Annotated in this window: 22 protein-coding genes; 15 read left to right on the forward strand and 7 right to left on the reverse strand. The window is 60.8% G+C overall.

Going from position 1 to position 21,771, the window contains the following annotated elements; translation table 11 throughout:
- On the reverse strand, positions 1-375 hold a 375-nt coding region (locus ACIO0C_RS23000), incomplete at its 3' end, for an aldehyde dehydrogenase family protein (protein ID WP_401315463.1).
- 302 nt (positions 376-677) lie between these two features.
- On the opposite strand from ACIO0C_RS23000, the gene ACIO0C_RS23005 reads away from it, so the two are divergent.
- On the forward strand, positions 678-2,591 hold the full coding sequence (locus ACIO0C_RS23005; RefSeq protein ID WP_401315464.1) for a sigma-54-dependent Fis family transcriptional regulator: 1,914 nt from the start codon (positions 678-680) through the stop codon (positions 2,589-2,591).
- Positions 2,592-2,627: 36 nt separating this feature from the next.
- On the opposite strand, the gene ACIO0C_RS23010 is transcribed toward ACIO0C_RS23005, so the two are convergent.
- A complete protein-coding gene (locus ACIO0C_RS23010; protein ID WP_401315465.1) occupies positions 2,628-3,752 on the reverse strand; it encodes a molecular chaperone DnaJ in 1,125 nt (374 codons plus the stop codon).
- Between the two features lie 194 nt (positions 3,753-3,946).
- Between ACIO0C_RS23010 and mpl the strand changes: the two genes are divergently transcribed.
- From mpl to ACIO0C_RS23025, 3 genes are read left to right on the forward strand one after another with little or no spacing between them, the layout of a single operon-like run.
- Positions 3,947-5,296, forward strand: a complete 1,350-nt coding sequence (gene mpl / locus ACIO0C_RS23015; RefSeq protein ID WP_401315467.1) for a UDP-N-acetylmuramate:L-alanyl-gamma-D-glutamyl-meso-diaminopimelate ligase — start codon at positions 3,947-3,949, stop codon at positions 5,294-5,296.
- Positions 5,293-5,925, forward strand: a complete 633-nt coding sequence (gene ubiX, locus ACIO0C_RS23020; RefSeq protein ID WP_272603685.1) for a flavin prenyltransferase UbiX — start codon at positions 5,293-5,295, stop codon at positions 5,923-5,925. The genes mpl and ubiX overlap by 4 nt, the downstream gene beginning before the upstream one ends.
- The gene (locus ACIO0C_RS23025; RefSeq protein WP_401315469.1) at positions 5,918-6,202 is read left to right on the forward strand and encodes a YceK/YidQ family lipoprotein; all 285 of its coding nucleotides are present in this window, start codon (positions 5,918-5,920) and stop codon (positions 6,200-6,202) included. Before ubiX ends, ACIO0C_RS23025 begins: the two co-directional genes overlap by 8 nt.
- An 85-nt stretch (positions 6,203-6,287) precedes the next feature.
- On the opposite strand, the gene ACIO0C_RS23030 is transcribed toward ACIO0C_RS23025, so the two are convergent.
- The 3 genes from ACIO0C_RS23030 to ACIO0C_RS23040 all read right to left on the reverse strand — a co-directional run bounded on the left by ACIO0C_RS23030 (position 6,288) and on the right by ACIO0C_RS23040 (position 9,244).
- Complete coding sequence (locus ACIO0C_RS23030) at positions 6,288-6,929, reverse strand: oxidoreductase (protein WP_008065944.1); 642 nt, start codon at positions 6,927-6,929, stop codon at positions 6,288-6,290.
- Positions 6,930-6,956: 27 nt separating this feature from the next.
- Positions 6,957-8,675, reverse strand: coding sequence for a C13 family peptidase (locus ACIO0C_RS23035; protein ID WP_401315470.1), 1,719 nt, complete (start codon positions 8,673-8,675; stop codon positions 6,957-6,959).
- Positions 8,676-8,788: 113 nt separating this feature from the next.
- Positions 8,789-9,244 (reverse strand): MaoC family dehydratase, encoded by a 456-nt coding sequence (locus ACIO0C_RS23040; protein ID WP_401315471.1) that lies wholly within the window; start codon positions 9,242-9,244, stop codon positions 8,789-8,791.
- Between the two features lie 195 nt (positions 9,245-9,439).
- Here ACIO0C_RS23040 and ACIO0C_RS23045 point away from each other — a divergent pair, with 195 nt between their 5' ends.
- From ACIO0C_RS23045 to ACIO0C_RS23055, 3 genes are read left to right on the forward strand one after another with little or no spacing between them, the layout of a single operon-like run.
- Positions 9,440-9,802: a CidA/LrgA family protein gene (locus ACIO0C_RS23045; protein WP_008065950.1), complete on the forward strand. Its 363-nt coding sequence runs from the start codon at positions 9,440-9,442 to the stop codon at positions 9,800-9,802.
- Positions 9,799-10,515 carry an LrgB family protein gene (locus tag ACIO0C_RS23050; RefSeq protein WP_179056053.1) on the forward strand — a complete coding sequence of 239 codons (717 nt, stop codon included), beginning with the start codon at positions 9,799-9,801 and terminating at the stop codon, positions 10,513-10,515. The genes ACIO0C_RS23045 and ACIO0C_RS23050 overlap by 4 nt, the downstream gene beginning before the upstream one ends.
- Before the next feature lie 11 nt (positions 10,516-10,526).
- Positions 10,527-11,117, forward strand: coding sequence for an LON peptidase substrate-binding domain-containing protein (locus ACIO0C_RS23055; protein WP_401315472.1), 591 nt, complete (start codon positions 10,527-10,529; stop codon positions 11,115-11,117).
- Positions 11,118-11,210: 93 nt separating this feature from the next.
- On the opposite strand, the gene ACIO0C_RS23060 is transcribed toward ACIO0C_RS23055, so the two are convergent.
- Positions 11,211-12,527 carry a bifunctional DedA family/phosphatase PAP2 family protein gene (locus ACIO0C_RS23060; RefSeq protein WP_401315473.1) on the reverse strand — a complete coding sequence of 439 codons (1,317 nt, stop codon included), beginning with the start codon at positions 12,525-12,527 and terminating at the stop codon, positions 11,211-11,213.
- 172 nt (positions 12,528-12,699) lie between these two features.
- A complete protein-coding gene (locus ACIO0C_RS23065; RefSeq protein ID WP_401315475.1) occupies positions 12,700-13,398 on the reverse strand; it encodes a DNA-3-methyladenine glycosylase in 699 nt (232 codons plus the stop codon).
- Positions 13,399-13,587: 189 nt separating this feature from the next.
- Here ACIO0C_RS23065 and ACIO0C_RS23070 point away from each other — a divergent pair, with 189 nt between their 5' ends.
- The 8 genes from ACIO0C_RS23070 to ACIO0C_RS23105 all read left to right on the forward strand — a co-directional run bounded on the left by ACIO0C_RS23070 (position 13,588) and on the right by ACIO0C_RS23105 (position 21,671).
- Entirely contained in the window at positions 13,588-14,859 is a 1,272-nt protein-coding gene (locus tag ACIO0C_RS23070; protein ID WP_401315477.1) for a glutamate-5-semialdehyde dehydrogenase, read from the forward strand.
- Positions 14,828-15,550 (forward strand): nicotinate-nucleotide adenylyltransferase, encoded by a 723-nt coding sequence (gene nadD, locus ACIO0C_RS23075; RefSeq protein WP_401315478.1) that lies wholly within the window; start codon positions 14,828-14,830, stop codon positions 15,548-15,550. Before ACIO0C_RS23070 ends, nadD begins: the two co-directional genes overlap by 32 nt.
- Positions 15,551-15,623: 73 nt before the next feature.
- Positions 15,624-16,118, forward strand: a complete 495-nt coding sequence (gene rsfS / locus ACIO0C_RS23080) for a ribosome silencing factor (RefSeq protein ID WP_020798760.1) — start codon at positions 15,624-15,626, stop codon at positions 16,116-16,118.
- Between the two features lie 9 nt (positions 16,119-16,127).
- Complete coding sequence (gene rlmH / locus ACIO0C_RS23085) at positions 16,128-16,595, forward strand: 23S rRNA (pseudouridine(1915)-N(3))-methyltransferase RlmH (protein WP_007937439.1); 468 nt, start codon at positions 16,128-16,130, stop codon at positions 16,593-16,595.
- A 10-nt stretch (positions 16,596-16,605) separates the two neighbouring features.
- Complete coding sequence (mrdA, locus tag ACIO0C_RS23090; RefSeq protein WP_401315480.1) at positions 16,606-18,501, forward strand: penicillin-binding protein 2; 1,896 nt, start codon at positions 16,606-16,608, stop codon at positions 18,499-18,501.
- 31 nt (positions 18,502-18,532) lie between these two features.
- The gene (rodA, locus tag ACIO0C_RS23095) at positions 18,533-19,636 is read left to right on the forward strand and encodes a rod shape-determining protein RodA (protein WP_401315573.1); all 1,104 of its coding nucleotides are present in this window, start codon (positions 18,533-18,535) and stop codon (positions 19,634-19,636) included.
- Between the two features lie 17 nt (positions 19,637-19,653).
- The gene (gene mltB, locus ACIO0C_RS23100) at positions 19,654-20,664 is read left to right on the forward strand and encodes a lytic murein transglycosylase B (RefSeq protein WP_401315481.1); all 1,011 of its coding nucleotides are present in this window, start codon (positions 19,654-19,656) and stop codon (positions 20,662-20,664) included.
- Positions 20,664-21,671, forward strand: coding sequence for a septal ring lytic transglycosylase RlpA family protein (locus ACIO0C_RS23105; protein ID WP_401315483.1), 1,008 nt, complete (start codon positions 20,664-20,666; stop codon positions 21,669-21,671). The genes mltB and ACIO0C_RS23105 overlap by 1 nt, the downstream gene beginning before the upstream one ends.
- The last annotated feature ends 100 nt before the right edge of the window (positions 21,672-21,771 follow it).

Raw genomic sequence — 21,771 nt, forward strand, 5'->3', positions numbered from 1 at the left:
GAAATGGTCGGCGGCCAGCGGGATGTCGGCGTTGAGGGTTTCACGCACGGCCTTGCCGTTGTCCCAGGATTCGGTGATCGCCAGGGTTTCCAGGTTCTGTTCGATACGGTCGGCGATTTTCAGCAGCACCAGCGAGCGTGCCTGGGCGGACGTGGCGCCCCAGGCATCGGCGGCGGCGTGGGCGGCGTCCAGGGCTTTGTCGATGTCTTCAGCCGTGGAGCGCGGGAATTCGGCAATGGGTTGGCCATTCACGGGCGAGGTATTGGTGAAGTACTGACCTTTGACAGGCGCGACGAACTCGCCGCCGATGTAGTTACCGTATTTGGCTTTGAACGAAACGATAGCGCCTTCAGTACCGGGGTGAGCGTAACGCATGATGGTTTCTCCTTGGGTTCTTGTGCTTATAAGGAAGACGCGCATGTGCGCTTGCTTTAAGCGTAGAGCAAAGGTCGGGCCACTGCCTTGCAGGTCAGGTAAATCAAAGCCTTGCGCGATTTTTGTCGGACGGGCGGGTGGCGCCTGTGACGCTTTCGGTACAGTCCCTGTGACACTTTGTACCGGTCCTGGCACAGCCTGTGACTGAACGGTCTTGCCAGCATTGCAATGCGGTCTAGGCTGGAGGATGCTCGGCATCACCGTATGCACGGGTCGCCGAGCCCCCGGGAGAATAATAAGAAATGCACGACAACCATTTGAGTCGCCATGCCCAGCAAGTGTTGACCGTGACCCAGGGCAAAGCCCACCTGCACGGCCCCGGCAGCGACCCGTCCATCGCCCGTTCCTGGCTGCGCTGCCTCGAGGACTATCACCTCGACCCGGCCCTGAACATGGCGCCGACGGTGCTGGAGCATGGCCGCGTCCTGGAAAGCCGCGAACGTTTGCAGCAGGTGCTGCACATCGCTGGCAATGAAATGACCAGTCTCCATCAGCAGCTCTCCGGTGCCGGTCACGCCGTGCTGTTGACCGATGCGCGCGGCGTGATCCTCAATTGCGTGACGGCACCGGCCGAGCGCAAGATTTTCGAGCGTGCTGGCCTCTGGCTGGGTGCCGACTGGAGTGAAGCCTGTGAAGGCACCAACGGCATCGGCACCTGCCTGGTGGAGCGCCAGTCGCTGACCATCCATCAGGACGAACATTTCCGAGGACGGCATACGGGCCTGACCTGCTCGGCCAGCCCGGTATTCGATCCGCACGGTGAGCTGTTGGCGGTACTCGACGTGTCCTCTGCCCGGCACGAGGTATCGCGCCAGAGTCAGTTCCACACCATGGCCTTGGTCAATCTGTCGGCGAAGATGATCGAGAGCTGCTATTTCCTGCGTTGTTTCGATAATCAATGGCTGCTGCGTTTTCATTTGCAGGCCGAGTCTGTCGGTTTGTTCAGCGAAGGGCTGCTGGCGTTCGACGGCGAAGGGCGGATCTGCGCGGTCAATCAGAGTGCACTGAACCTGCTGGGGCATATCCGCGGTGGCTTGCTGGGCAAACCGGTGGAGGCGTACTTCGACTGCTCGCTGGACGAACTGCTCGGCCGCGCCAGCGTCAACGCCAGCGCCAGCTGGCCACTGCGCACCCGGGACGGACGCAACCTGTTTGCCGTATTGCGCGGACAATCGCCAAAGGTGCCGATGCCACTGGTGCCAGGGCCGGTGGCTGAAGAGCGCCCGCGCCTGTCGGGCATCTGCCTGGGCGATCCGACGTTGCAGGCGGATTTCCGCAAGGCCCTGCGCGTGTACGAACGGGACGTGCCATTGCTGATCAATGGCGAAACCGGTTCGGGCAAGGAAGCCTTCGCCAAGGCCGTGCACGCCGCCAGCCAGCGCGCGGAAAAAGCCTTCGTCGCCCTCAATTGTGCGGCCATCCCCGAAAGCCTGATCGAGAGTGAGCTGTTCGGTTATCGCGGCGGCAGCTTCACCGGTGCGCGCAAGGAGGGCATGCGCGGCAAGCTGCAGCAGGCCGATGGCGGGACCTTGTTCCTCGACGAAATCGGCGACATGCCCCTGGCCTTGCAGACCCGTTTGTTACGCGTGCTGGAAGATCGGCAAGTGGTGCCGATCGGTGGCGAACCGGAATCGGTGAACGTGCGGATCATCAGTGCCACGCACCGCAATCTGCTGGATCGGGTGCAGGACGGCAGTTTTCGCGAGGACCTGTACTACCGCCTCAATGGCCTGGAAGTCGCGTTGCCGGCATTGCGCGAGCGCGCTGACAAATCGCAGTTGCTCGACTTCTTGCTGGCCGAAGAGGCGCGCGGGGAAACCGTGCTGATCGACGGACCGGCGCGCGAGGCGTTATTGGGATTTGCCTGGCCGGGCAACGTGCGGCAGATGCGCAATGTGTTGCGTACGTTAGCGGCGCTGTGTGATGGCGGCCGGATCGGCCTGGAGGATCTGCCGGCGATGATTCGCCAGGCGCGTCCGGTGGTCATGCCGACCATTGAAGCGCCTTGCGAACATCCACTGGAAGATGCCGAGCGGCTGGCGCTGTTGAATGCGCTGGAGCACACACGGTGGCATATGACGAATACGGCTGAACAGCTTGGGGTCAGCCGCAATACCCTCTACAGGAAGCTACGCAAGCACGGGATCTCCCGTTAGGGAGTGGGTGTTTGAGTGAACCTGAACAACTGTGGCTCAACGAAAAAATGTATCCGGGAAGTCATCGAATAGAGTTTCATCAAACTCCATGGTCTTCTGATATTGCCGTAGTTGCTTTAGCCATGATTTCAGGACTTTAGGATCCTTGAGCTCTTCATGCAGAACGCTTAGCTCTTCGATGTCAGTGTTCAACATGTCGAGTTGGTGTTGATAGATGTCAGGCAGGTTCTGAACGGATAACTCATCGAATGGCTCGAGATTGAATTGTTGCCTGAAAGACAGTTCAAGGTTGAGCGCTTCCAGTTTCAACTCATCCAGTTGCTCGGTCAGGACCTGGTTGTAGTGCTTGAGTCGATCAGCAGACAGTGTTTCAAGAGTGCTCGCATTGATGTGCTCCACTTCCAACTGCAGTTGCAGCAGTTCAAGCAAGTTCCGTTCGCTATATGCCTGGTTGACGCGCTGCATCAGCGATGTCTTCCGTTTGCGCTCGTCCGGATCGGTTTCCCGGTCGGGGTGCAGGGCACTGGCCAGTTTGCGGTAAACCTCGCGCATAGATTGGCTGACTTGGGCAGCCTCTTCTTTCAGGCGCTGCTGGCGTGCGTTTTTTTTACCCGGTTTTTGCTGTTGTGCGGTGTGTTCAGCTTGCTGCTGTTCAAGAATTTTTTGCGCAATGTCTTCAGGGGACTGCATGTCGACATCATCGTCCAACTCAACACCGAATATGTCTTTCAGGCCGAGTTTGAATAATTCGTCTCCTACACGCTCATCCGCATCAAAGTCACCGCCGCTATGCTTGTTGTACAGCGCTTTCAAAGCGGCTTCCTGCTCCTCATTACAGCCGCGATCGATCAATGAGTAAGCTTGGTCAAGGATTTCCTGAACCAAGGTCCGGCGATCGACTTTCGAGAGCTTGATCCGTTCGCCGAGATGATCCAGGGCATGCACAAGCTCAACATTGCATTGATGAAATTGCTCGAGCCGGGGGGCGAACTCGAGATGCCAACGTTCGATATACAGGGGAGTAGCGGATTGCCATTCCTGAAGCACTAGGCGTTGTTTTTCGATCTTCTTGATGAGCCCGTTGAATTTCCGCTGTCCAGCGGAAAGTTTTTTCGTGCCTGAGGCAGGTGCGATGTTGATCTGGGAAGTGTTGTTCTTCACGGACTGCTCCAAGTGAACGTTCAAGGGATGAGCGGCATTATCAAGGTAAATCCAGCTTGGAACAGCGCATTCTGATGCCAGGTGTTTTCGGATGATGCAATAGTATAGAGGGAAGCAGTATGGGGCAGCTCAAACACAAGGTGCGATTTTCCCCTCCCTAAGCTAACCTGCGGCCATGTTTTACGAGGTCGACTATGCACATTCATATTCTGGGTATCTGCGGCACTTTCATGGGTTCGATGGCGGTTCTGGCCAAAGAGCTCGGCCATCACGTGACCGGCTCCGATGCCAACGTCTACCCGCCGATGAGCACTCAGCTCGAGGCGCAGGGCATCGAGTTGACCCAGGGCTACGACCCGGCGCAACTGGACCCGGCCCCTGATCTGGTGGTCATCGGCAACGCCATGTCGCGGGGCAACCCGGCGGTCGAGTACGTGCTGAACAAAGGCTTGCCGTATGTCTCCGGCCCGCAATGGCTGGCCGATCACGTGCTGCAAGGCCGCTGGGTACTGGCGGTCGCCGGTACGCATGGCAAGACCACCACCAGCAGCATGCTCGCCTGGGTGCTGGAGCACGCGGGCATGAGTCCGGGCTTCCTGATCGGCGGTGTACCGCAGAACTTCTCGGTGTCGGCTCGCCTGGGCGACACGCCGTTTTTCGTGATCGAAGCCGATGAATACGACAGTGCGTTCTTCGACAAGCGCTCCAAGTTCGTCCACTACCGTCCGCGCACGGCGATCCTGAATAACCTGGAGTTCGACCACGCCGATATCTTCCCGGACCTGCCGGCGATCGAGCGGCAGTTCCACCATCTGGTGCGGACCATCCCTAGCGAAGGCCTGGTGATTCATCCAACCACCGAACCGGCCTTGCTGCGCGTCATCGAGATGGGTTGCTGGACCCCGGTGCAAACCACCGGTGCGGGCGGGCAGTGGCAGGTCAAGCTGCTCAGCGACGATGGCTCGAGGTTCGAAGTGATGTTCGAAGGCGTCGCTCAAGGCGTGGTCGAGTGGGACATGACGGGCCAGCACAACGTGGCCAACGCATTGGCCACCTTGGCCGCGGCGCGCCATGTTGGCGTGGTGCCGGCCATGGGTATCGCTGCATTGAGCGCCTTCAAGAGCGTGAAACGACGGATGGAAAAAGTCGCCGAGGTGCGCGGCATTACCATCTATGACGACTTCGCCCACCATCCGACGGCCATCGCCACCACGCTCGACGGCCTGCGCAAGCGCATTGGCGATGCGCCGTTGATTGCGATCATCGAACCGCGCTCCAACTCCATGAAGCTTGGCGCGCACCGTGACGGCTTGCCGGAGAGCGTCGTCGATGCCGACCAGGTGATCTGGTATGCACCGGCCAATCTCGGCTGGGATCTGGCAGGCACCGCCGCACTCTGTACGGTACCGTCGATAGTCAGCGACTCGCTGGAAGGCATCATCGAGCGGGTCAAGAGCCAGGCCCAGCCGGGTACCCACGTGGTGATCATGAGCAACGGCGGCTTCGGCGGCCTGCACGGCAAGCTGGCCGAGGCGCTTAAATGAGTAACGGCCCGGACCGCATCACGCTGGCGATGACTGGCGCTTCCGGCGCCCAGTACGGCTTGCGCCTGCTCGATTGCCTGGTGCGCGAAGACCGCGAAGTGCACTTCCTGATTTCCAAGGCTGCGCAATTGGTGATGGCCACGGAAACCGACGTCACGCTGCCGGCCAAGCCACAGGCGATGCAAGCCTTCCTCACTGAATATACCGGTGCCGCCGCCGGGCAGATTCGGGTCTACGGCAAGGAAGACTGGATGTCGCCGGTGGCCTCGGGTTCCGGCGCGCCAGCGGCGATGGTGGTGGTGCCATGCTCCACCGGGACCCTGTCGGCCATCGCGACGGGCGCCTGCAACAACCTGATCGAACGTGCCGCCGATGTGACGCTCAAGGAGCGCCGCCAGCTGATCCTGGTGCCCCGTGAGGCGCCATATTCAAGCATTCACCTGGAGCACATGCTCAAGCTGTCGAACATGGGCGTGACGATTTTGCCGGCATCGCCGGGTTTCTATCATCAGCCACAAACCATCGACGACCTGATCGATTTCGTCGTGGCGCGGATCCTCAATCTGCTGAACATTCCCCAGGACATGCTGCCGCGTTGGGGCGAACACCACTTGGCCTGCGATGAATAAGTGGTGGGTGATCGTGCTGGCGCTACAGCTGGCGGGATGTGCCACGGCGCGTACGCTGGATGCGGCCAAGCCGGGAGCGCCCGTGGTGTACTCCGGGACACGGCTGGATCTGTACGCGCTCAATGGCGGTTGTTGCGCGATGGATCGTTTTGGCGCCGAGGCACCGAGCTATCCTGGCCTCGACCTGCCGGCCAGTGCGTTGCTTGATACGCTGTTGTTGCCGTTGTCGTTGCTGACGGTGATCGGGGTCAGCTTTCAGGCAACGGGTGGACTGTAAAGACAAAAGATCGCAGCCTGCGGCAGCTCCTACAGGGTGAACACCTTCCCAATGTAGGAGCTGCCGCAGGCTGCGATCTTTTGATTTACTTGCCCAACTTCCTCAACTCATCCGACTCGACAATCCGCACCCCATCCTGTTCCTCCAGAGCCAGGCGCCACATCGCGCGGGCCAATTGGCAGGCTTCTATGCCTCGGTATTTGCCGGGAATCAGTTTCGACAAGGGGCCGGCGAATTGCTCGCCCAGGCGTGGCTCAGTGCGTTCGCCCAGCAGCAATGACGGACGGCAGATGGTCAACTGTGGCCAATTCTGCGCGCGCAATGCATGTTCCATCTCGCCTTTGACCCGGTTGTAGAAAATCGAGGATCTGCGATCGGCCCCCAGGGCGCTGATCACGATCAGGTGCCGGGCGCCCATCTCCCGGGCACGCTTGGCGAAAGCCACCACCATGTCCAGGTCCACCGCGCGAAACGCCTGCTCCGAACCGGCCTGCTTGATGGTGGTGCCCAGGCAGCAGTAGGCGATGTCGACGCGGCCGTTCAATTGCGGCAAAAATTCAGAGGGATCGCCCACCGGGTTTTCCAGGTGGGGATGCTCGGCCAGCGGGCGGCGCGAGGGGGCCAATACTCGCGATATCGTTGGCTCGTTGAGCAAGCGATCAAGTAAGTGTTCACCGGTCAAACCGGTGGCTCCGGCAAGCAGCACGTGCTGAGGCGTCAAGTACATAGTGTTTCTCCCTTGATACTGTTCAGCTTAGTTGTTCTTTGTATCCTTGCTGTCAATGGAGACACTTTGCAGGGCTTTTCTTGCCTGCTGCTTACGTAACAGTTGCCAGTGGGAGAGCACGGTTTTCGGCGCCCAGATCTGTGGTTCGGAGGCTTCGAAATTGTCCGCCAGCTCGCGCTCGGCGACCGTGGCCTTGGCCAGTTTGAAGGCTTGCTCCAGATCATCGGTCTGGTTCAGCGCCTGGGCGAAGAGGGCGTCGCCAAAGTAGGTGAAGTTGGCTTCTTCGGAACAGCCGAAGGACACGCGATCGGCCCGCGTGGCGGTCATGATCAGGGTGCGTTCATCCTTCAGGGCGGGGATGAAACCGCCGGAGTAGCAGGACGAAATCACGATGATCTTGTCGCGGTTTTTCAGCGGGGCAAGCACGGCGGCCAGCTCGTCGGCCGGCAGGTCGGCCAGTTCCATGCGCGGCTGGTCGAGCACCAGTTCGTGCTCGCTGGTGCCGTGGCTGGTCAGGTAGATGAAAATCAGGTCTTCCGGACCACTGCGTTCGGCCAGCGTCTGGGCGGAGCGCCGCAGGGTTTCCCGGGTGGCCATCGGTCGGTCGCCGAGGTGGTCGCGATGGTTCACCAGGCGGATCTGGCCATAGGCGCCGAAGCGGCTGGTGAGCATGTTCGCGACATAGTCGGATTCGCGCAGGAACACGCTCTGCTTGCCGTCGCCGCCGAGGGTCAGGGTGTACAGCTCGATCGTCGGGGTCGAGGCTGGAACGTTGGTGAGCGCCTCTTCGAGCAAGCGTCCCTGGGCCAGCAAGCCAAGTTCGAGGGAGTCGGGCAGCAATTTGCCCTCAGCGTCGCGCACGCGCTGGCCATTGATCCAGGTGCCACTGAGCACAGCGCCGTCGGTGAGGACCAGGGTGCCGCGCCCGGAATAACTGTCGTTGTCGAACTGGCCTGTATAAAAGCTGCCGTCGGCCAGATTCAAGCGGCCTTCACCGGTGAAGCGCCAGTCGCTGAAGTGGCCGATGTAATGGCTGCCGTCGGCGCCGATCAATTCACCCTTGCCGTTGAGCGAGCCCTCCTTGAATTGACCCAGCCATACGTCGCCGTCGGCGTTCTCATAACGACCCTTGCCGTGCAATTGGTTGTCTTTGAACCCGCCGACATAGATGTCACCTTCGGCACTGTTGAAGGTCCCGTTACCTTCCAGCTGACCGTCGACGAAGTGTCCGGTGAATTGATTGCCGCTGCCGTCGCTACGTTGGCCTTCGCCGTGGGGCTTGCCGTGGGCGAACTGGCCCTGATAGGCGCTGCCGTCTTCGAGCTCCAGGCGACCGAGCCCGGCGTATTGATCGGCCTTGAATTCGCCGCGGTAGATCATGCCGTTTTCTTTGAGGGTGCCTTCGCCGTCGCGTCGGCCAAGCTTGAAGCCGCCGGTGTAGCTGCCCCCGCTGGTGGTCAGGGTGCCCTGGCCATCGAACAGGCCTTGCTTGAACTGGCCGCGATAGACCTCGCCATTGCTGCCATGCCACTCACCCTGGCCATGCCATTGGCCCTGGTCGAACTCGCCGGCGTACCAGCTGCCGTTCGGGTAGTCGATGCGGCCCTGTCCCTGCAGCAATCCGTTGACCAGGTCGCCGCGATAACGTCCACCGTCCGGCAGGCGGGCGTCCGCGGGCAAAAGCGATTCGCCGTCGCCGCAAGCGGTGAGCATCAGGGTCAAGGCGATTAGTGCAAGTGGGCGCATAGCGGGTTCCGGGCAATTAGGCGACCGAGTATGCCGCAGCTATGTGCCCTAATACAGCCGATAGAGACGCAGGGGATGCGAAACAGCCTGCGCTGGTTCGCATCCGGGACGGTTTACACGAAGCAGAGCGACAGGGATTCGGCGACGTACGCCGGCTTGTCCATGCCTTCGATTTCCAGTGTGGCAATGGCCTTGAGCAGCAATTGGCCGGGTTTTTTCTCGGTGACCTCGGACAGTTCGACCTTTAGGCGCACCTTCGAATCGACCTTGACCGGCTGAACGAAACGCACGCTGTCCAGGCCATAGTTGACCACCATCTTCAAGCCTTCGGGCATGACGAGGATGTCTTCCATCAGTTTTGGAATCAGCGACAGCGACAGGAAGCCGTGGGCAATGGTGCTGCCAAATGGCGTTTGCGCGGCTTTGACCGGGTCGACGTGGATGAACTGGTAGTCCCCTGTGGCTTCAGCGAACAGGTTGATGCGCTCCTGGTCGATGGTGAGCCAGTCGGAACATCCGAGTTCCTTGCCGACATAATCTTTGAGCTCTGCAACAGGTACAAAGGGCATTGAGACTCTCCTTGGGTTCATCGGTTTTATAGTTTTTAGGGTGGGGGGATTTGACCTCCCGGATTACCACTTTAGATCAACATGGCAAAACGCTGCGGTCAACTGACCATGCTTATGGCGAATGCCGATCCATAGCGCAAGCGTGCTTATAATGCGTGGGCCAATGCGGGTGACGGATTTTGTGGGGGATCATCGATGTTGTTACGTGGCCTGACCTGGCTGGTGCTGTTCCAATTGCTCGGCACCGCGATCAACCATTTGTTTTTACCCTTCCTGCCGGGGCCGATCATCGGCCTGCTGCTGTTACTGATATTCCTGATCGGTCGCGGCCAGGTCGGCGAGCCGCTGAACCTTGCAGCCAGCAGCCTGCTGCGCTACCTGCCATTGTTGCTGGTGCCACCGGCCGTGGGGGTGATGGTGTACGCCGCGGATATCGCCGCCGATTTCTGGGCCATTGTCGGCGCGCTGGTCTTGTCATTGTTGCTGTCGATGGCGTTCGCCGGAGTCCTCATGCAGCGCATGGTCAAGCGCCATGTCCACCCTGAGGACGGCCAATGATCCTTGACTGGCACGGCGCCTGGACGTCGGTGATTCATCATCCATTGTTCGGTATCGGCATCACGCTCGGCGCCTATCAGCTGGTGCTGGCGGCGTTCGAGAAAACCCGCTGGATCTTTTTGCAGCCCGTGCTGGTCTCCATGTTGCTGGTGATCGGTGTGCTGGTGGGCTGTGGCCTGACCTACGCCGAGTACCGCAAGAGCACCGAGATCCTGAGCATTCTGCTCGGCCCCGCGACGGTCGCGCTGGCCGTGCCGCTTTACCTCAACCTGCGGCGGATTCGACAGTTGTTCTGGCCGATATTTACTACGCTGGTGATAGGTGGTGTGGTCGCCACGTGCCTGGGTGTGCTGTTGGGCTGGTGGTTCGGGGCCGAACACATGATCCTGATGACCATGGCGCCGAAATCGGTGACATCGCCCATTGCCATGCTGGTGGCCGAGCAAATTGGTGGCGTCGCGGCGCTGGCGGCGGTGTTCGTGCTGATCACCGGGGTGATCGGGGCGATCTTCGGCCCGAGCCTGTTGACCCGGCTCGGTGTCCACAGCCCCGAGGCCCGCGGCATGGCACTGGGCATGACCGCCCACGCGGTAGGCACTGCGGTGGCGATGCAGGAAAGTGATGAATGTGGCGCCTTCGCGGCGCTGGCGATGAGTTTGATGGGCGTGGCCACGGCGGTCTTCCTGCCGTTGGCGGTGTCGATGGTGGTGTAAGGAATATGTCTATGAGTCTGCCGCTTTTTCCGCTGAACACGGTGCTGTTTCCTGATTGCATCCTCGACCTGCAGATCTTCGAGGCGCGCTACCTGGACATGATCGGTCGCTGCATGAAACAGGGCGGCGGTTTCGGCGTGGTGTGCATCCTTGAGGGGAGCGAAGTCGGTATCGCGCCGCAGGGGTTTGCCATGGTCGGTTGTGAAGCGCGTATCACCGATTTTCAGCAGCAGGACAATGGCCTGCTGGGGATTCGGGTAGAGGGCGGGCGACGGTTCAAAGTGCTGTCCACCGAAGTCCAGCGCGACCAACTGATCCTTGCCGAGGTCGAATGGCTGGAAGACGAACCCGAGCAACCCCTGCAGGACGAAGACGCCGACCTGGTGGCCTTGCTCAAGGCCCTGGCCGAACACCCGATGGTCGAAGCGTTGAACATGGGCACTGAAGCTGCGGGGCAGCAATCACTGGCCAATCAGTTGGCGTACCTGTTGCCCTTCGCCGAAGAGGACAAGATCGACCTGTTGCAACTCGATGATCCGCAGCAGCGCCTGGATGCGATTCAGGCGTTGCTCGATGAGTTGCAGGGTGAGTTGTTTGCCTGACACCGCCAAAAGATCGCAGCCTGCGGCAGCTCCTACATGAATTTGGTATGCATCCTGTAGGAGCTGCCGCAGGCCGCGATCTTTTGCTTTTGACTAATACGAATACCGCAACATCGTATGCGGCAAATGCCTCAATACGAAGAAGCCGAACAATGCCACCAACGACGGCAGCACCAGCCACCAGACTTTTGGCGGCAGGGCGTTGAGCGAGGTCTGGCGCTGGCTGAGCCACAGGCTCGCGGCGCAGACGCACGATGCCAGCATTGCGCCCGCCAGCACGTCCGTCGGCCAGTGGGCGCCGAGGTAAACCCGCGACAGGGAAATCGCCAGCGCCGGCAGGCACGCCACCAATAGCCAGGTCAGGCGCATGCGCGGAGGTTGGCCGCGGCCGGCCAGTACGGCGAGCGTCAGGAACAGCGCAAACGATCCGGAGGCGTGGCCGCTGGGCATGCTGTAGCTGGTCAGCGGGTCACTTAATACCTCCGGGCGCACCCGGGCAAAGAAATGTTTGGTCAGGGTGTTGCCCAAAGCGGTACAGAGCAGGGTGGTGGTGGCGAAGATCAGCTGTCGCCATTGCCGCGTAACCAGCAGCAGCACCACCAGCAAGGCGCTGAAGATCAGCATGTTGCGGAATTCGCCGATGAGGGTGAATACCACCGCCACTTCATCGAGCATCGGGCTGCGGTGTTCCTGTACCAGGGTCATCAGCCCCTGGTCGAGGGCATTCAAGTGCGGATAGCCGATAAACAGGCCCGCCAGAATCAGCAAGCTCATGCCGGTAATGAATACCGTGGCCTTGCGATGGCGGCGCAGGCTGCTGGTTGCGCTCAGCCCGACCATGAGCGCAATGCTGCCGGCAACGATGCCGGCCTCAGGCCAGAAGCCTTCGGGCAATGGCAGGCGAATCGCCGCGCCCGTGGCCCAGCCCGGTAGCAGGTATGCCACCGACCAACCCGCGCCAGCCAGCAGGCTGACCGCAAAGAACCGCGGGAATGGCATGTCGAACATCCCGGCGACCATCGGCAGCATGGGGCGCAAGGGGCCGATGAAGCGCCCGACCAGCAGACTGGCGATGCCGTAGCGCTGGAAATACGCCTCAGCCCCGGCGATCCATTCCGGGTGATGGCGCAAGCCTGGCAGGCGCCGGATGTTCTGATGGAAATGCCGGCCGAGGAAATACGAGACCACGTCGCCAAGCACGCCGGCGACAAACCCCAGTAGCAGCGTTTCACTCAATGACAGTGCGCCGCTGCCGGCCAGTACCGCCACGGCGAACAGCAATACCGTGCCAGGCACGATCAGGCCGGCAATCGCCAGGCATTCCACAAAGGCTACGATGAATACCGCTGCCGCCAGCCATTGCGGGTTGATCGTTAACCAACCGGTCACGCTATCGAGCCATGGGCCCATAAAACAACTCCATTGAATTCAAATGGCCCTTGGCGGGCGAACACGATCTACAAAATCCACACAACCCTTGTGGGAGCGAGCTTGCTCGCGATGGCGGCGTTACAGTCGGCATTCATGTTGCCTGGCACTCCACCATCGCGAGCAAGCTCGCTCCCACAGGGATTTTCATTGTTCAGGACAGCAAAAAATAATCACGACCTTCGACCTGACCCCGTCGTAGCGGGTTCCGTGTGCAATACGCCGCGTAGGCCGCGTCGACGAAGCGGTACATCAGGTGTTCGTCGCGCCCATGGGGAATGCCCAGGCGCGCGGCCTGGATGACATGGGCGGGCGTGTGGCCGACGTCTTCCACCAGCAGTACGTCATGGTCGAAGCGCTTGGCATCCCAGACCGGCACCTTCAGGCCCAGGGACTTGCACAGCAGTGTTTGCCCCGCGCAGAGCTTTTGCGACGGGCGGGGGCGACCCTTGGCGTCGGGGTTGTTCAACAGCATTTGCGCCAGGCTCGAAGGTCCGCTCAGCTCATCCACCCAAGGGTAGGCGGACTTGATCAGCACCGCGTTACCTGGGCCCTGGGCGCTGAAGTTCAGCGAGTCGCCCCCGCGGGCGTAATACATATAGATGTGCCCGCCATCCAGAAACAAAGCCTTACGCTTTTCTGTATAGCCGAGTGAGGCGTGGCTGCCTTTTTCTGCGCAATAGTAGGCTTCTGTCTCGATGATTCGGGCGCTGAGCCACAGATCGCCGACCCGATGACGGATGACTTTGCCCAGCAAGTCCCGGGCGAGAATTTGCGCATCGCGGTCGAAAAACGTGTCTGGAAGGCCCTTGGGCAGGCTCGCGAAGGGCGCGTGAACAGGCAGGTTGGACATGATGGGCAGCGTTTATCAAGGCTGAGTGAGTGGTGATGATAACAATTTGCAGCTTAATCCCGGCTGAACATCGGCAAATTGCCCTCGATTTCGACCATCCGCCCGTCACCGCTGTTAGTCGGCGGACGCGACAGCTATAATCTGCCGCTTTACTCTTTACCAAGACCTTATCAAAGACCACTCCAGACCATGACTGAGTCCGTTCTTGACTACATGACCCGCTTGGGTCGCGCTGCCCGCGAGGCTTCCCGCGTCATCGGCCGTGCCAGTACCGCGCAGAAAAACCGCGCGTTGCAGGCGGCTGCCAATGCGCTGGATGCAGCCCGCGGCGAATTGACCGCTGCCAATGAGCTGGACCTGGCGGCTGGCCGCGCCAATGGTCTGGAACCGGCCCTGCTCGAGCGTCTGGCGCTGACTCCGGCGCGTATCGACGGCATGATCGTGGGTCTGAGGCAGGTCGCGGCGCTGCCCGACCCGGTCGGCGCGATCCGCGACATGAGCTATCGTCCGTCGGGTATCCAGGTCGGCAAGATGCGCGTGCCGCTGGGCGTGATCGGGATCATCTACGAATCGCGACCGAATGTGACCATTGACGCCGCCAGCCTGTGCCTGAAGTCCGGCAACGCGACCATCCTGCGCGGCGGCTCCGAAGCCATTCATTCCAATCGTGCAATCGCCGCCTGCATCCAGCGCGGTCTGGCCGAGGCCGATCTGCCGGCCGCCGTGGTGCAAGTGGTCGAAACCACCGATCGCGCTGCCGTCGGCGCACTGATCAGCATGCCTGAATACGTCGACGTCATCGTGCCCCGTGGTGGCCGTGGCCTGATCGAGCGCGTCAGTCGTGACGCCCGGGTGCCGGTGATCAAGCATCTGGATGGTATCTGCCACGTTTACGTGGGCGAGCACGCTGACCTGGCGAAAGCCCAGCGCATCGCGTTCAACGCCAAGACCTACCGATATGGCATCTGCGGTGCGATGGAAACGCTGCTGGTCGATCAAACCGTTGCGAAAAATTTCCTGGTGCCGATGGCTGCCCAGTTCCGCGAAAAAGGCGTCGAGTTGCGCGGCTGCGAACGCACCCGGGCAATCATCGATGCCGTGCCGGCCACGCCAGAAGACTGGAGCACCGAGTACCTGGCGCCCATCCTGTCGATCCGCGTGGTCGACGGGCTTGACCAGGCCATCGAGCACATCAACCATTACGGCTCCCATCACACCGATTCGATTGTCAGCGAACACCAGGGCGACACCCGGCGTTTCGTGGCTGAAGTCGATTCTTCGTCGGTGATGATCAACACCCCGACCTGCTTCGCCGATGGCTTCGAATACGGATTGGGTGCCGAGATCGGCATTTCTACTGATAAGCTGCACGCCCGCGGCCCGGTCGGCCTCGAAGGTCTGACCTGCGAGAAGTACGTGGTGGTCGGTGATGGCCAGTTGCGCGGACAGGAGCCGGTCTGACTTGGGCGACTTCGACCCGTCAGCCCCGGTAACCGCCAGCGCGCCTCGACCCAGACGCATCGGCGTACTGGGCGGGACCTTCGACCCGGTGCACATCGGCCATTTGCGTGGTGCACTGGAAGTCGCCGAAACCCTGGCGCTTGATGAGCTGCGCCTGACGCCAAATGCCAGGCCGCCCCATCGGGGTACGCCGCAGGTGTCGGCCAAGGACCGGCTGGCGATGGTCGAACGCGCGGTCGCCGGAGTGGCGCCGTTGGTGGTGGACGCCCGCGAATTGCAGCGGGACAAACCGTCCTACACCATTGATACCCTGGAGTCGATGCGTGCCGAAATGGCCGCCGAGACCCAGGTTTTTCTGCTTTTGGGCTGGGACGCATTTTGCGGCCTGCCCACTTGGCACCGCTGGGAAGAGTTGCTCCAGCATTGCCATATCCTGGTGTTGCAACGCCCGGATGCCGACAGCGAACCGCCGGATGCCTTGCGCAACCTGCTGGCAGCGCGCTCGGTGAGCGACCCGCTGGCCCTCAAAGGGTCGAGCGGACAGATTGCATTCGTCTGGCAGACGCCGCTCGCGGTATCCGCCACCCAGATCCGTCAACTGCTGGCCAGCGGTAAGTCGGTACGTTTCCTGGTGCCCGACGCGGTCCTGGCCTACATCGATGCGCACGGACTCTACCGTGCGTCGAACTGAATAGGAGTGCCTCAAGGCACGTGGCAACAACGTGTATTGAAGCGCCCGAACATACGAGCAAAACGAGTTTTATATGACGAACAACGACGTAAACAAAGTTAAGCGCAAAGGCACGTTCAAGAGTGCCCCGCTGCCTGAGAAGGTCCTGGCTGCCGAGCCGCCTAAAGGCGACGAACTGGTCAAGATCGCCGTTGCGGCCCTGGAAGACGTGAAGGCCCAGGACGTGCTGGTCATCGACGTTCGCGACAAGCAGAGCATCACCGACTACATGATCATTGCCACCGGTACCTCCAACCGCCAGATCGGCGCGATGCTGGACAAGGTCCGCGAAGCGGTCAAGGCCCTGGGCATCAAGCCGTTGGGTGAAGAAGGCAAGGGCGACAGCGACTGGGTACTGTTGGACATGGACGACGTGATCGTCCACATGATGACCTCCAATGCCCGCCAGTTCTACGACCTGGAGCGCCTGTGGAAAGGTGCCGAGCAGAGCCGTGCCGCCGATGGCAAGCACCACAGCCCTGAAGTTGGTCACGAGCATTTCACCAAGCTCAACAAAGACCAGGAATAAGGAACGGCTGTGCGACTGCGACTGATCGCCGTCGGTTCACGCATGCCCAAGTGGGTGGAAGAAGGCTGGCATGAATATGCCAAGCGTCTTCCGTCCGAGCTGGCGCTGGAACTGGTGGAAATACCGCTCAATACCCGTGGCAAGAACGCCGACGTGGCGCGCTTCATCCGTCAGGAAGGCGAAGCCATGCTGGCCAAGGTCGGGCCCAACGAGCGCGTTGTCACCCTCGAAGTCCACGGCAAGCCCTGGAGCACCGAGCAGCTGGCGGTCGAACTCGATCGCTGGCGGCTGGACTCGCGCACGGTGAATTTCATGGTCGGCGGCCCTGAGGGGCTGGCGCCGGAAGTTTGCGCACGTGCCGATCAGCGCTGGTCGCTTTCACCGCTGACGTTGCCGCACCCGCTGGTGCGAATCCTCATCGGCGAGCAGCTGTATCGTGCCTGGACAGTATTGTCCGGCCACCCTTACCACAAGTAGTTCTGCTCTCATGTCCCAACCGATCCGCATCAAGGACCACGAAAAAGACGCCCGTCTGGTGCGTGGCCGCGTCGTGTTCGGGGCCATTGCAGTGGTGCTGCTGATTGGTGTGCTGATCGCGCGCCTGTATTTCCTGCAGGTCATCCAGTACGAATACCACTCGACCCTGTCGGAAAATAACCGCGTCCATGTACAGCCGATTCCGCCGACTCGCGGGTTGATTTTCGACCGCAACGGCGTGGTGATTGCCGACAACCGGCCCAGCTTCAGCCTGAGCATGACCCGCGAGCGCTCTGGCGACTGGCAGCAAGTGCTCGATGTGATCGTCGAAGTGCTGGAGCTGACGCCCGAGGACCGGGTGATCTTCGAGAAGCGCATGCGCCAGGGGCGACGGCCGTTCGAGCCGGTACCGATCCTGTTCGAGCTGACCGAAGAACAGATCGCCCGGATTGCCGTGAACCAGTTCCGGCTGCCCGGGGTGGAAGTGGTCGCGCAGCTAGTCCGTCACTATCCACAGGGGGCGCACTTCGCGCACTCGGTGGGCTATATGGGGCGGATCAACGAGAAAGAGCTGAAGTCGCTCGATCCGGTCAATTACAGCGGCACCCACCACATCGGCAAAACCGGCATCGAGCGCTTCTACGAGCCGCAATTGCACGGCCAGGTGGGTTACGAGGAAGTCGAGACCAACGCTCGCGGCCGTGTATTGCGGGTGCTCAAGCGCACCGAACCGATTTCCGGCAAGGACATCGTCCTGAGCCTGGACATCAAGTTGCAGGAAGCCGCCGAAGCAGCACTCGGTGGTCGTCGTGGCGCGGTGGTGGCGCTGGACCCGAAAACCGGCGAAGTGCTGGCGATGGTCAGCCAGCCGAGTTTCGACCCGAACCTGTTCGTCACCGGCATCAGCTTCAAGGCCTATTCCGAGCTGCGCGATTCCATCGACCGGCCGCTGTTCAACCGTGTCCTGCGTGGCCTGTACCCACCGGGTTCGACCATCAAGCCGGCGGTAGCGATCGCCGGGCTGGATGCGGGCGTGGTGACTGCTTCATCCCGGGTGTTCGACCCCGGTTACTACATGCTGCCCAACTACGATCACAAATACCGTAACTGGAACCGTACCGGCGACGGCTTCGTCGACCTGGATACGGCGATCATGCGCTCCAACGATACCTACTTCTATGACTTGGCCCACAAGCTGGGGATCGATCGGTTGTCGGCGTACATGACCAAGTTCGGCATTGGCCAGAAGGTTTCCCTGGACATGTTCGAAGAATCGCCGGGGTTGATGCCAACCCGGGAATGGAAGCGTGCGACCCGCCGACAAGCGTGGTTCCCGGGTGAAACGCTGATTCTGGGGATCGGGCAGGGCTACATGCAGTCGACGCCATTGCAGCTGGCCCAGGCCACGGCCCTGGTGGCCAACAAAGGCGTGTGGAACCGTCCGCACCTGGCCAAGACCATCGAAGGCCAGAAACCGGTGGATGAGAACCCGATGCCGGACATCGTCCTGCGCGATCCGTCGGACTGGACGCGGGTCAACCATGGCATGCAGCAGGTCATGCACGGCGCCCGAGGCACCGCGCGCAAGGCCTCGATCGGCGCGCAATACCGGATTGCCGGCAAGAGTGGTACGGCCCAGGTGGTGGCGATCAAGCAAGGCGAGAAGTACGACCGTTCCAAGGTCCAGGAGCGTCACCGCGACCACGCCCTGTTCGTTGGCTTCGCACCGGCCGACGATCCGAAGATCGTGGTCTCGGTGATGGTCGAGAACGGTGAATCCGGCTCTGGCGTGGCCGCGCCGGTGGTGCGTCAAATCATGGACGCCTGGCTGCTGGACCAGAACGGTCATCTCAAGGCCGAATACGCCAGCCCTACTACCGCAGAGGCTTCCGCCCGTGATGAATAATTTCGATCGCATGCTCTCCAGCGAGGATGTGATGCGCCGCCGTGCCACGCTGTTGCAGCGCCTGCACATCGATGGACCATTGCTGATCCTGTTGCTGACACTCGCCGCCGGCAGCCTGTTTGTGCTGTATTCGGCCAGTGGCAAAAGCTGGGACCTGCTGGCCAAGCAAGCCACTTCATTCGGTATCGGCCTGGTGTCGATGATCGTCATCGCCCAGTTCGAGCCGCGTTTCATGGCGCGCTGGGTGCCGCTGGGTTATGTGGTGGGGGTGCTGCTGCTGCTGGTGGTGGACATCATGGGGCATAACGCCATGGGTGCCACGCGCTGGATCAACATCCCCGGTGTCATCCGCTTCCAGCCATCGGAGTTCATGAAGATCCTGATGCCGGCGACCATCGCCTGGTACCTGTCCAAACGCACGCTGCCGCCGCAGCTCAAGCACGTGGGCATCAGCCTGCTGTTGATTGGTGTTCCGTTCATATTGATCGTGCGCCAACCGGACCTCGGCACGTCGCTGTTGATTCTGGCCGGTGGCGCATTCGTGCTGTTCATGGGGGGGCTGCGCTGGCGCTGGATCCTCAGCGTGCTTGCCGCCGCCGTGCCGGTGTCTGTCGCCATGTGGTACTTCGTCATGCACGACTACCAAAAGCAGCGCGTCCTGACATTCCTCGATCCGGAGAGCGATCCGCTGGGCACCGGCTGGAACATCATTCAGTCGAAAGCCGCCATCGGTTCCGGCGGCGTATTCGGCAAGGGTTGGCTATTGGGCACCCAGTCGCACCTGGACTTTCTCCCGGAAAGCCACACCGATTTCATTATTGCGGTGATGGGTGAAGAGTTCGGCCTGGTGGGCATTTGCGCGCTGTTGCTGATCTACCTGCTGCTGATCGGGCGTGGACTGGTGATTACCGCCCAGGCGCAGACATTGTTCGGCAAGTTGCTGGCGGGCGCCTTGACCATGACATTTTTTGTGTATGTTTTCGTCAACATCGGTATGGTCAGCGGCCTGTTGCCGGTGGTGGGGGTGCCGTTGCCGTTCATTAGCTACGGAGGAACTTCGCTGGTGACGCTGCTGTCAGCGTTTGGGGTTTTGATGTCGATCCATACCCATCGCAAGTGGATCGCGCAGGTTTGAATAAGGTGAAGAGTTCAATGCAAGTAATGCGTGGCTGGGCGACTCGATATGCGCCATGGGTCGGCCTGGTAAGCATCCTTGGTACTGCGCAGCAAGCGGTGGCCGGCGATTACGAAGGCTCGCCCCAGGTGGCCGAGTTTGTCGGTGAGATGACCCGCGACTATGGTTTCGCCGGTGAGCAGCTGATGGGCGTGTTCCGCGAGGCGCAGCGCAAGCAATCGATCCTGGATGCCATTTCGAAACCCGCCGAACGGGTCAAGCAGTGGAACGAATACCGGCCGATGTTCATCACCGATGCGCGAATTGCCCGTGGCGTCGACTTCTGGCGTCAGCATGAGGCCGTGCTGGCCCGTGCCGAGCAGGAATACGGCGTGCCGGCGCAGGTGATTGTCTCGATTATCGGCGTTGAAACCTTTTTTGGCCGTAATACCGGTAATTTCCGGGTCATCGACGCCTTGTCGACCCTCGGTTTCGACTATCCTCCCCGTGCCGAATTTTTCCGCAAGGAATTGCGGGAGTTCCTGCTGCTGGCCCGGGAAGAGCAGGTCGACCCGCTGACCCTCAAGGGTTCCTACGCCGGTGCCATGGGTTTGCCGCAGTTCATGCCCAGCAGCTTTCGCGCCTATGCGGTGGACTTCGACGCTGACGGCCACATCAATATCTGGAACAACCCGGACGATGCCATCGGCAGCGTCGCCAGTTATTTCAAGCGACACGGCTGGGTCGCCGGCGAGCCGGTGGTCAGCCGCGCCGATGTGCGGGGCGAGCAGGTGGACGAAGGTTTGACCACCGGTATCGAGCCGACTAAAACCGTTGGAGAGTTGCGAGCCCTGGGCTGGTCAAGTCATGATGCGCTGCGCGATGATATGCCGGTTACCGCATTCCGCCTGGAAGGCGACAATGGCCCTGAATACTGGATGGGCCTGAAGAATTTCTACGCAATCACGCGTTATAACCGCAGCGTGATGTACGCCATGGCCGTACATCAACTGTCTGAACAGCTGGTCCAAGCACGGGGCGTCAAGTAATGCGGGCATTGCCTATGAATAAACCCCTGAAGCTGATGGCATTTGCCGCCTTGGCAGTGCTGCTTGCCAGTTGTTCGACCAGTCGCGCGCCAACGCAGAAGTCTTCCACCGCCGTGCGCTCGGCGCCGGGGCTGGACATCAACCGCGCCCACAAGGATGGCGCGCCGTGGTGGGACGTTGATGTATCGCGCATCCCGGACGCCACGCCGACCTTGCACACCGGCCCGTACAAGGCCGCCCCTTACTCGGTACTGGGCAAAACCTATTTTCCGTTGCAAGAGTCCAAGACCTACGTGCAGTCGGGTACCGCGTCCTGGTACGGCACCAAGTTCCATGGCCAGAACACCGCCAACGGTGAAGTTTATGACTTGTATGGTATGAGTGCTGCGCACAAGACGTTGCCGCTGCCGAGTTACGTTCGGGTGACCAACCTGGACAACAACAAGACTGTGATCCTGCGGGTCAATGACCGCGGTCCGTTCTATTCGGACCGGATCATCGACCTGTCGTACGCGGCTGCCAAGAAGCTCGGCTATGCCGAAACCGGCACCGCGCGGGTCAAGGTCGAAGGCATCGACCCGCAGCAATGGTGGGCCGCCAAAGGCCGTCCGGCGCCATTGATGCTCAATGAGCCGAAAGTCACGCACAATAGCGCCCCGGTGATCACGGCCTCGGCCGGCACCATCGAGCAATGGACGCCACCGCCGCAGCAACACGCCGCCCCGGTTGTCCCTGTGCAACTGGATACGAAAAAAAACGCTTCTGCACCAGCGTCTGGCCAGTATCTGCAGGTGGGCGCGTTCGCCAACCCGGACGCTGCCGAACTGTTGAGGTCCAAGCTCAGCGGGATGGTGAGCGCTCCGGTGTTCATCAGCTCGATCGTGCGCAATCAACAGACACTGCATCGGGTGCGCCTGGGGCCGATTGGCTCGCCGGGTGAAATCCAGCAAGTGCAGAACAGTGTGCGCCTGGCCAATCTGGGTTCGCCGAGCGTGGTAACAGAGTAAAAAACGTAGGACTTGATTGATGGTTCATCTGCGGTTTTGGGGGGTGAACCAGGTTGTTGGCTCTTTTGAAGAACAAAAGCCCGGCAAGGGTTACAGAGTG

It is taken from the genome of Pseudomonas sp. NPDC087336 (assembly GCF_044744285.1).
In the GTDB taxonomy this organism is placed as follows: domain Bacteria; phylum Pseudomonadota; class Gammaproteobacteria; order Pseudomonadales; family Pseudomonadaceae; genus Aquipseudomonas.

Excerpts from the sequence above, each read along its gene's own strand:
- ACIO0C_RS23005 (WP_401315464.1), top strand. The coding sequence starts at position 678 with ATGCACGACAACCATTTGAGTCGCCATGCCCAGCAAGTGTTGACCGTG.
- mpl (WP_401315467.1), top strand. The coding sequence starts at position 3,947 with ATGCACATTCATATTCTGGGTATCTGCGGCACTTTCATGGGTTCGATG.
- mrdA (WP_401315480.1), top strand. The coding sequence starts at position 16,606 with ATGTCCCAACCGATCCGCATCAAGGACCACGAAAAAGACGCCCGTCTG.
- ACIO0C_RS23055 (WP_401315472.1), top strand. The coding sequence starts at position 10,527 with ATGAGTCTGCCGCTTTTTCCGCTGAACACGGTGCTGTTTCCTGATTGC.
- ACIO0C_RS23070 (WP_401315477.1), top strand. The coding sequence starts at position 13,588 with ATGACTGAGTCCGTTCTTGACTACATGACCCGCTTGGGTCGCGCTGCC.
- ACIO0C_RS23025 (WP_401315469.1), top strand. The coding sequence starts at position 5,918 with ATGAATAAGTGGTGGGTGATCGTGCTGGCGCTACAGCTGGCGGGATGT.
- ACIO0C_RS23060 (WP_401315473.1), bottom strand. The coding sequence starts at position 12,527 with ATGGGCCCATGGCTCGATAGCGTGACCGGTTGGTTAACGATCAACCCG.
- ACIO0C_RS23040 (WP_401315471.1), bottom strand. The coding sequence starts at position 9,244 with ATGCCCTTTGTACCTGTTGCAGAGCTCAAAGATTATGTCGGCAAGGAA.
- rsfS (WP_020798760.1), top strand. The coding sequence starts at position 15,624 with ATGACGAACAACGACGTAAACAAAGTTAAGCGCAAAGGCACGTTCAAG.
- mltB (WP_401315481.1), top strand. The coding sequence starts at position 19,654 with ATGCAAGTAATGCGTGGCTGGGCGACTCGATATGCGCCATGGGTCGGC.
- ACIO0C_RS23065 (WP_401315475.1), bottom strand. The coding sequence starts at position 13,398 with ATGTCCAACCTGCCTGTTCACGCGCCCTTCGCGAGCCTGCCCAAGGGC.
- rodA (WP_401315573.1), top strand. The coding sequence starts at position 18,533 with ATGCGCCGCCGTGCCACGCTGTTGCAGCGCCTGCACATCGATGGACCA.
- ACIO0C_RS23050 (WP_179056053.1), top strand. The coding sequence starts at position 9,799 with ATGATCCTTGACTGGCACGGCGCCTGGACGTCGGTGATTCATCATCCA.
- ACIO0C_RS23030 (WP_008065944.1), bottom strand. The coding sequence starts at position 6,929 with ATGTACTTGACGCCTCAGCACGTGCTGCTTGCCGGAGCCACCGGTTTG.
- ubiX (WP_272603685.1), top strand. The coding sequence starts at position 5,293 with ATGAGTAACGGCCCGGACCGCATCACGCTGGCGATGACTGGCGCTTCC.
- ACIO0C_RS23035 (WP_401315470.1), bottom strand. The coding sequence starts at position 8,675 with ATGCGCCCACTTGCACTAATCGCCTTGACCCTGATGCTCACCGCTTGC.
- ACIO0C_RS23045 (WP_008065950.1), top strand. The coding sequence starts at position 9,440 with ATGTTGTTACGTGGCCTGACCTGGCTGGTGCTGTTCCAATTGCTCGGC.
- ACIO0C_RS23105 (WP_401315483.1), top strand. The coding sequence starts at position 20,664 with ATGCGGGCATTGCCTATGAATAAACCCCTGAAGCTGATGGCATTTGCC.
- nadD (WP_401315478.1), top strand. The coding sequence starts at position 14,828 with ATGGCCAGTTGCGCGGACAGGAGCCGGTCTGACTTGGGCGACTTCGAC.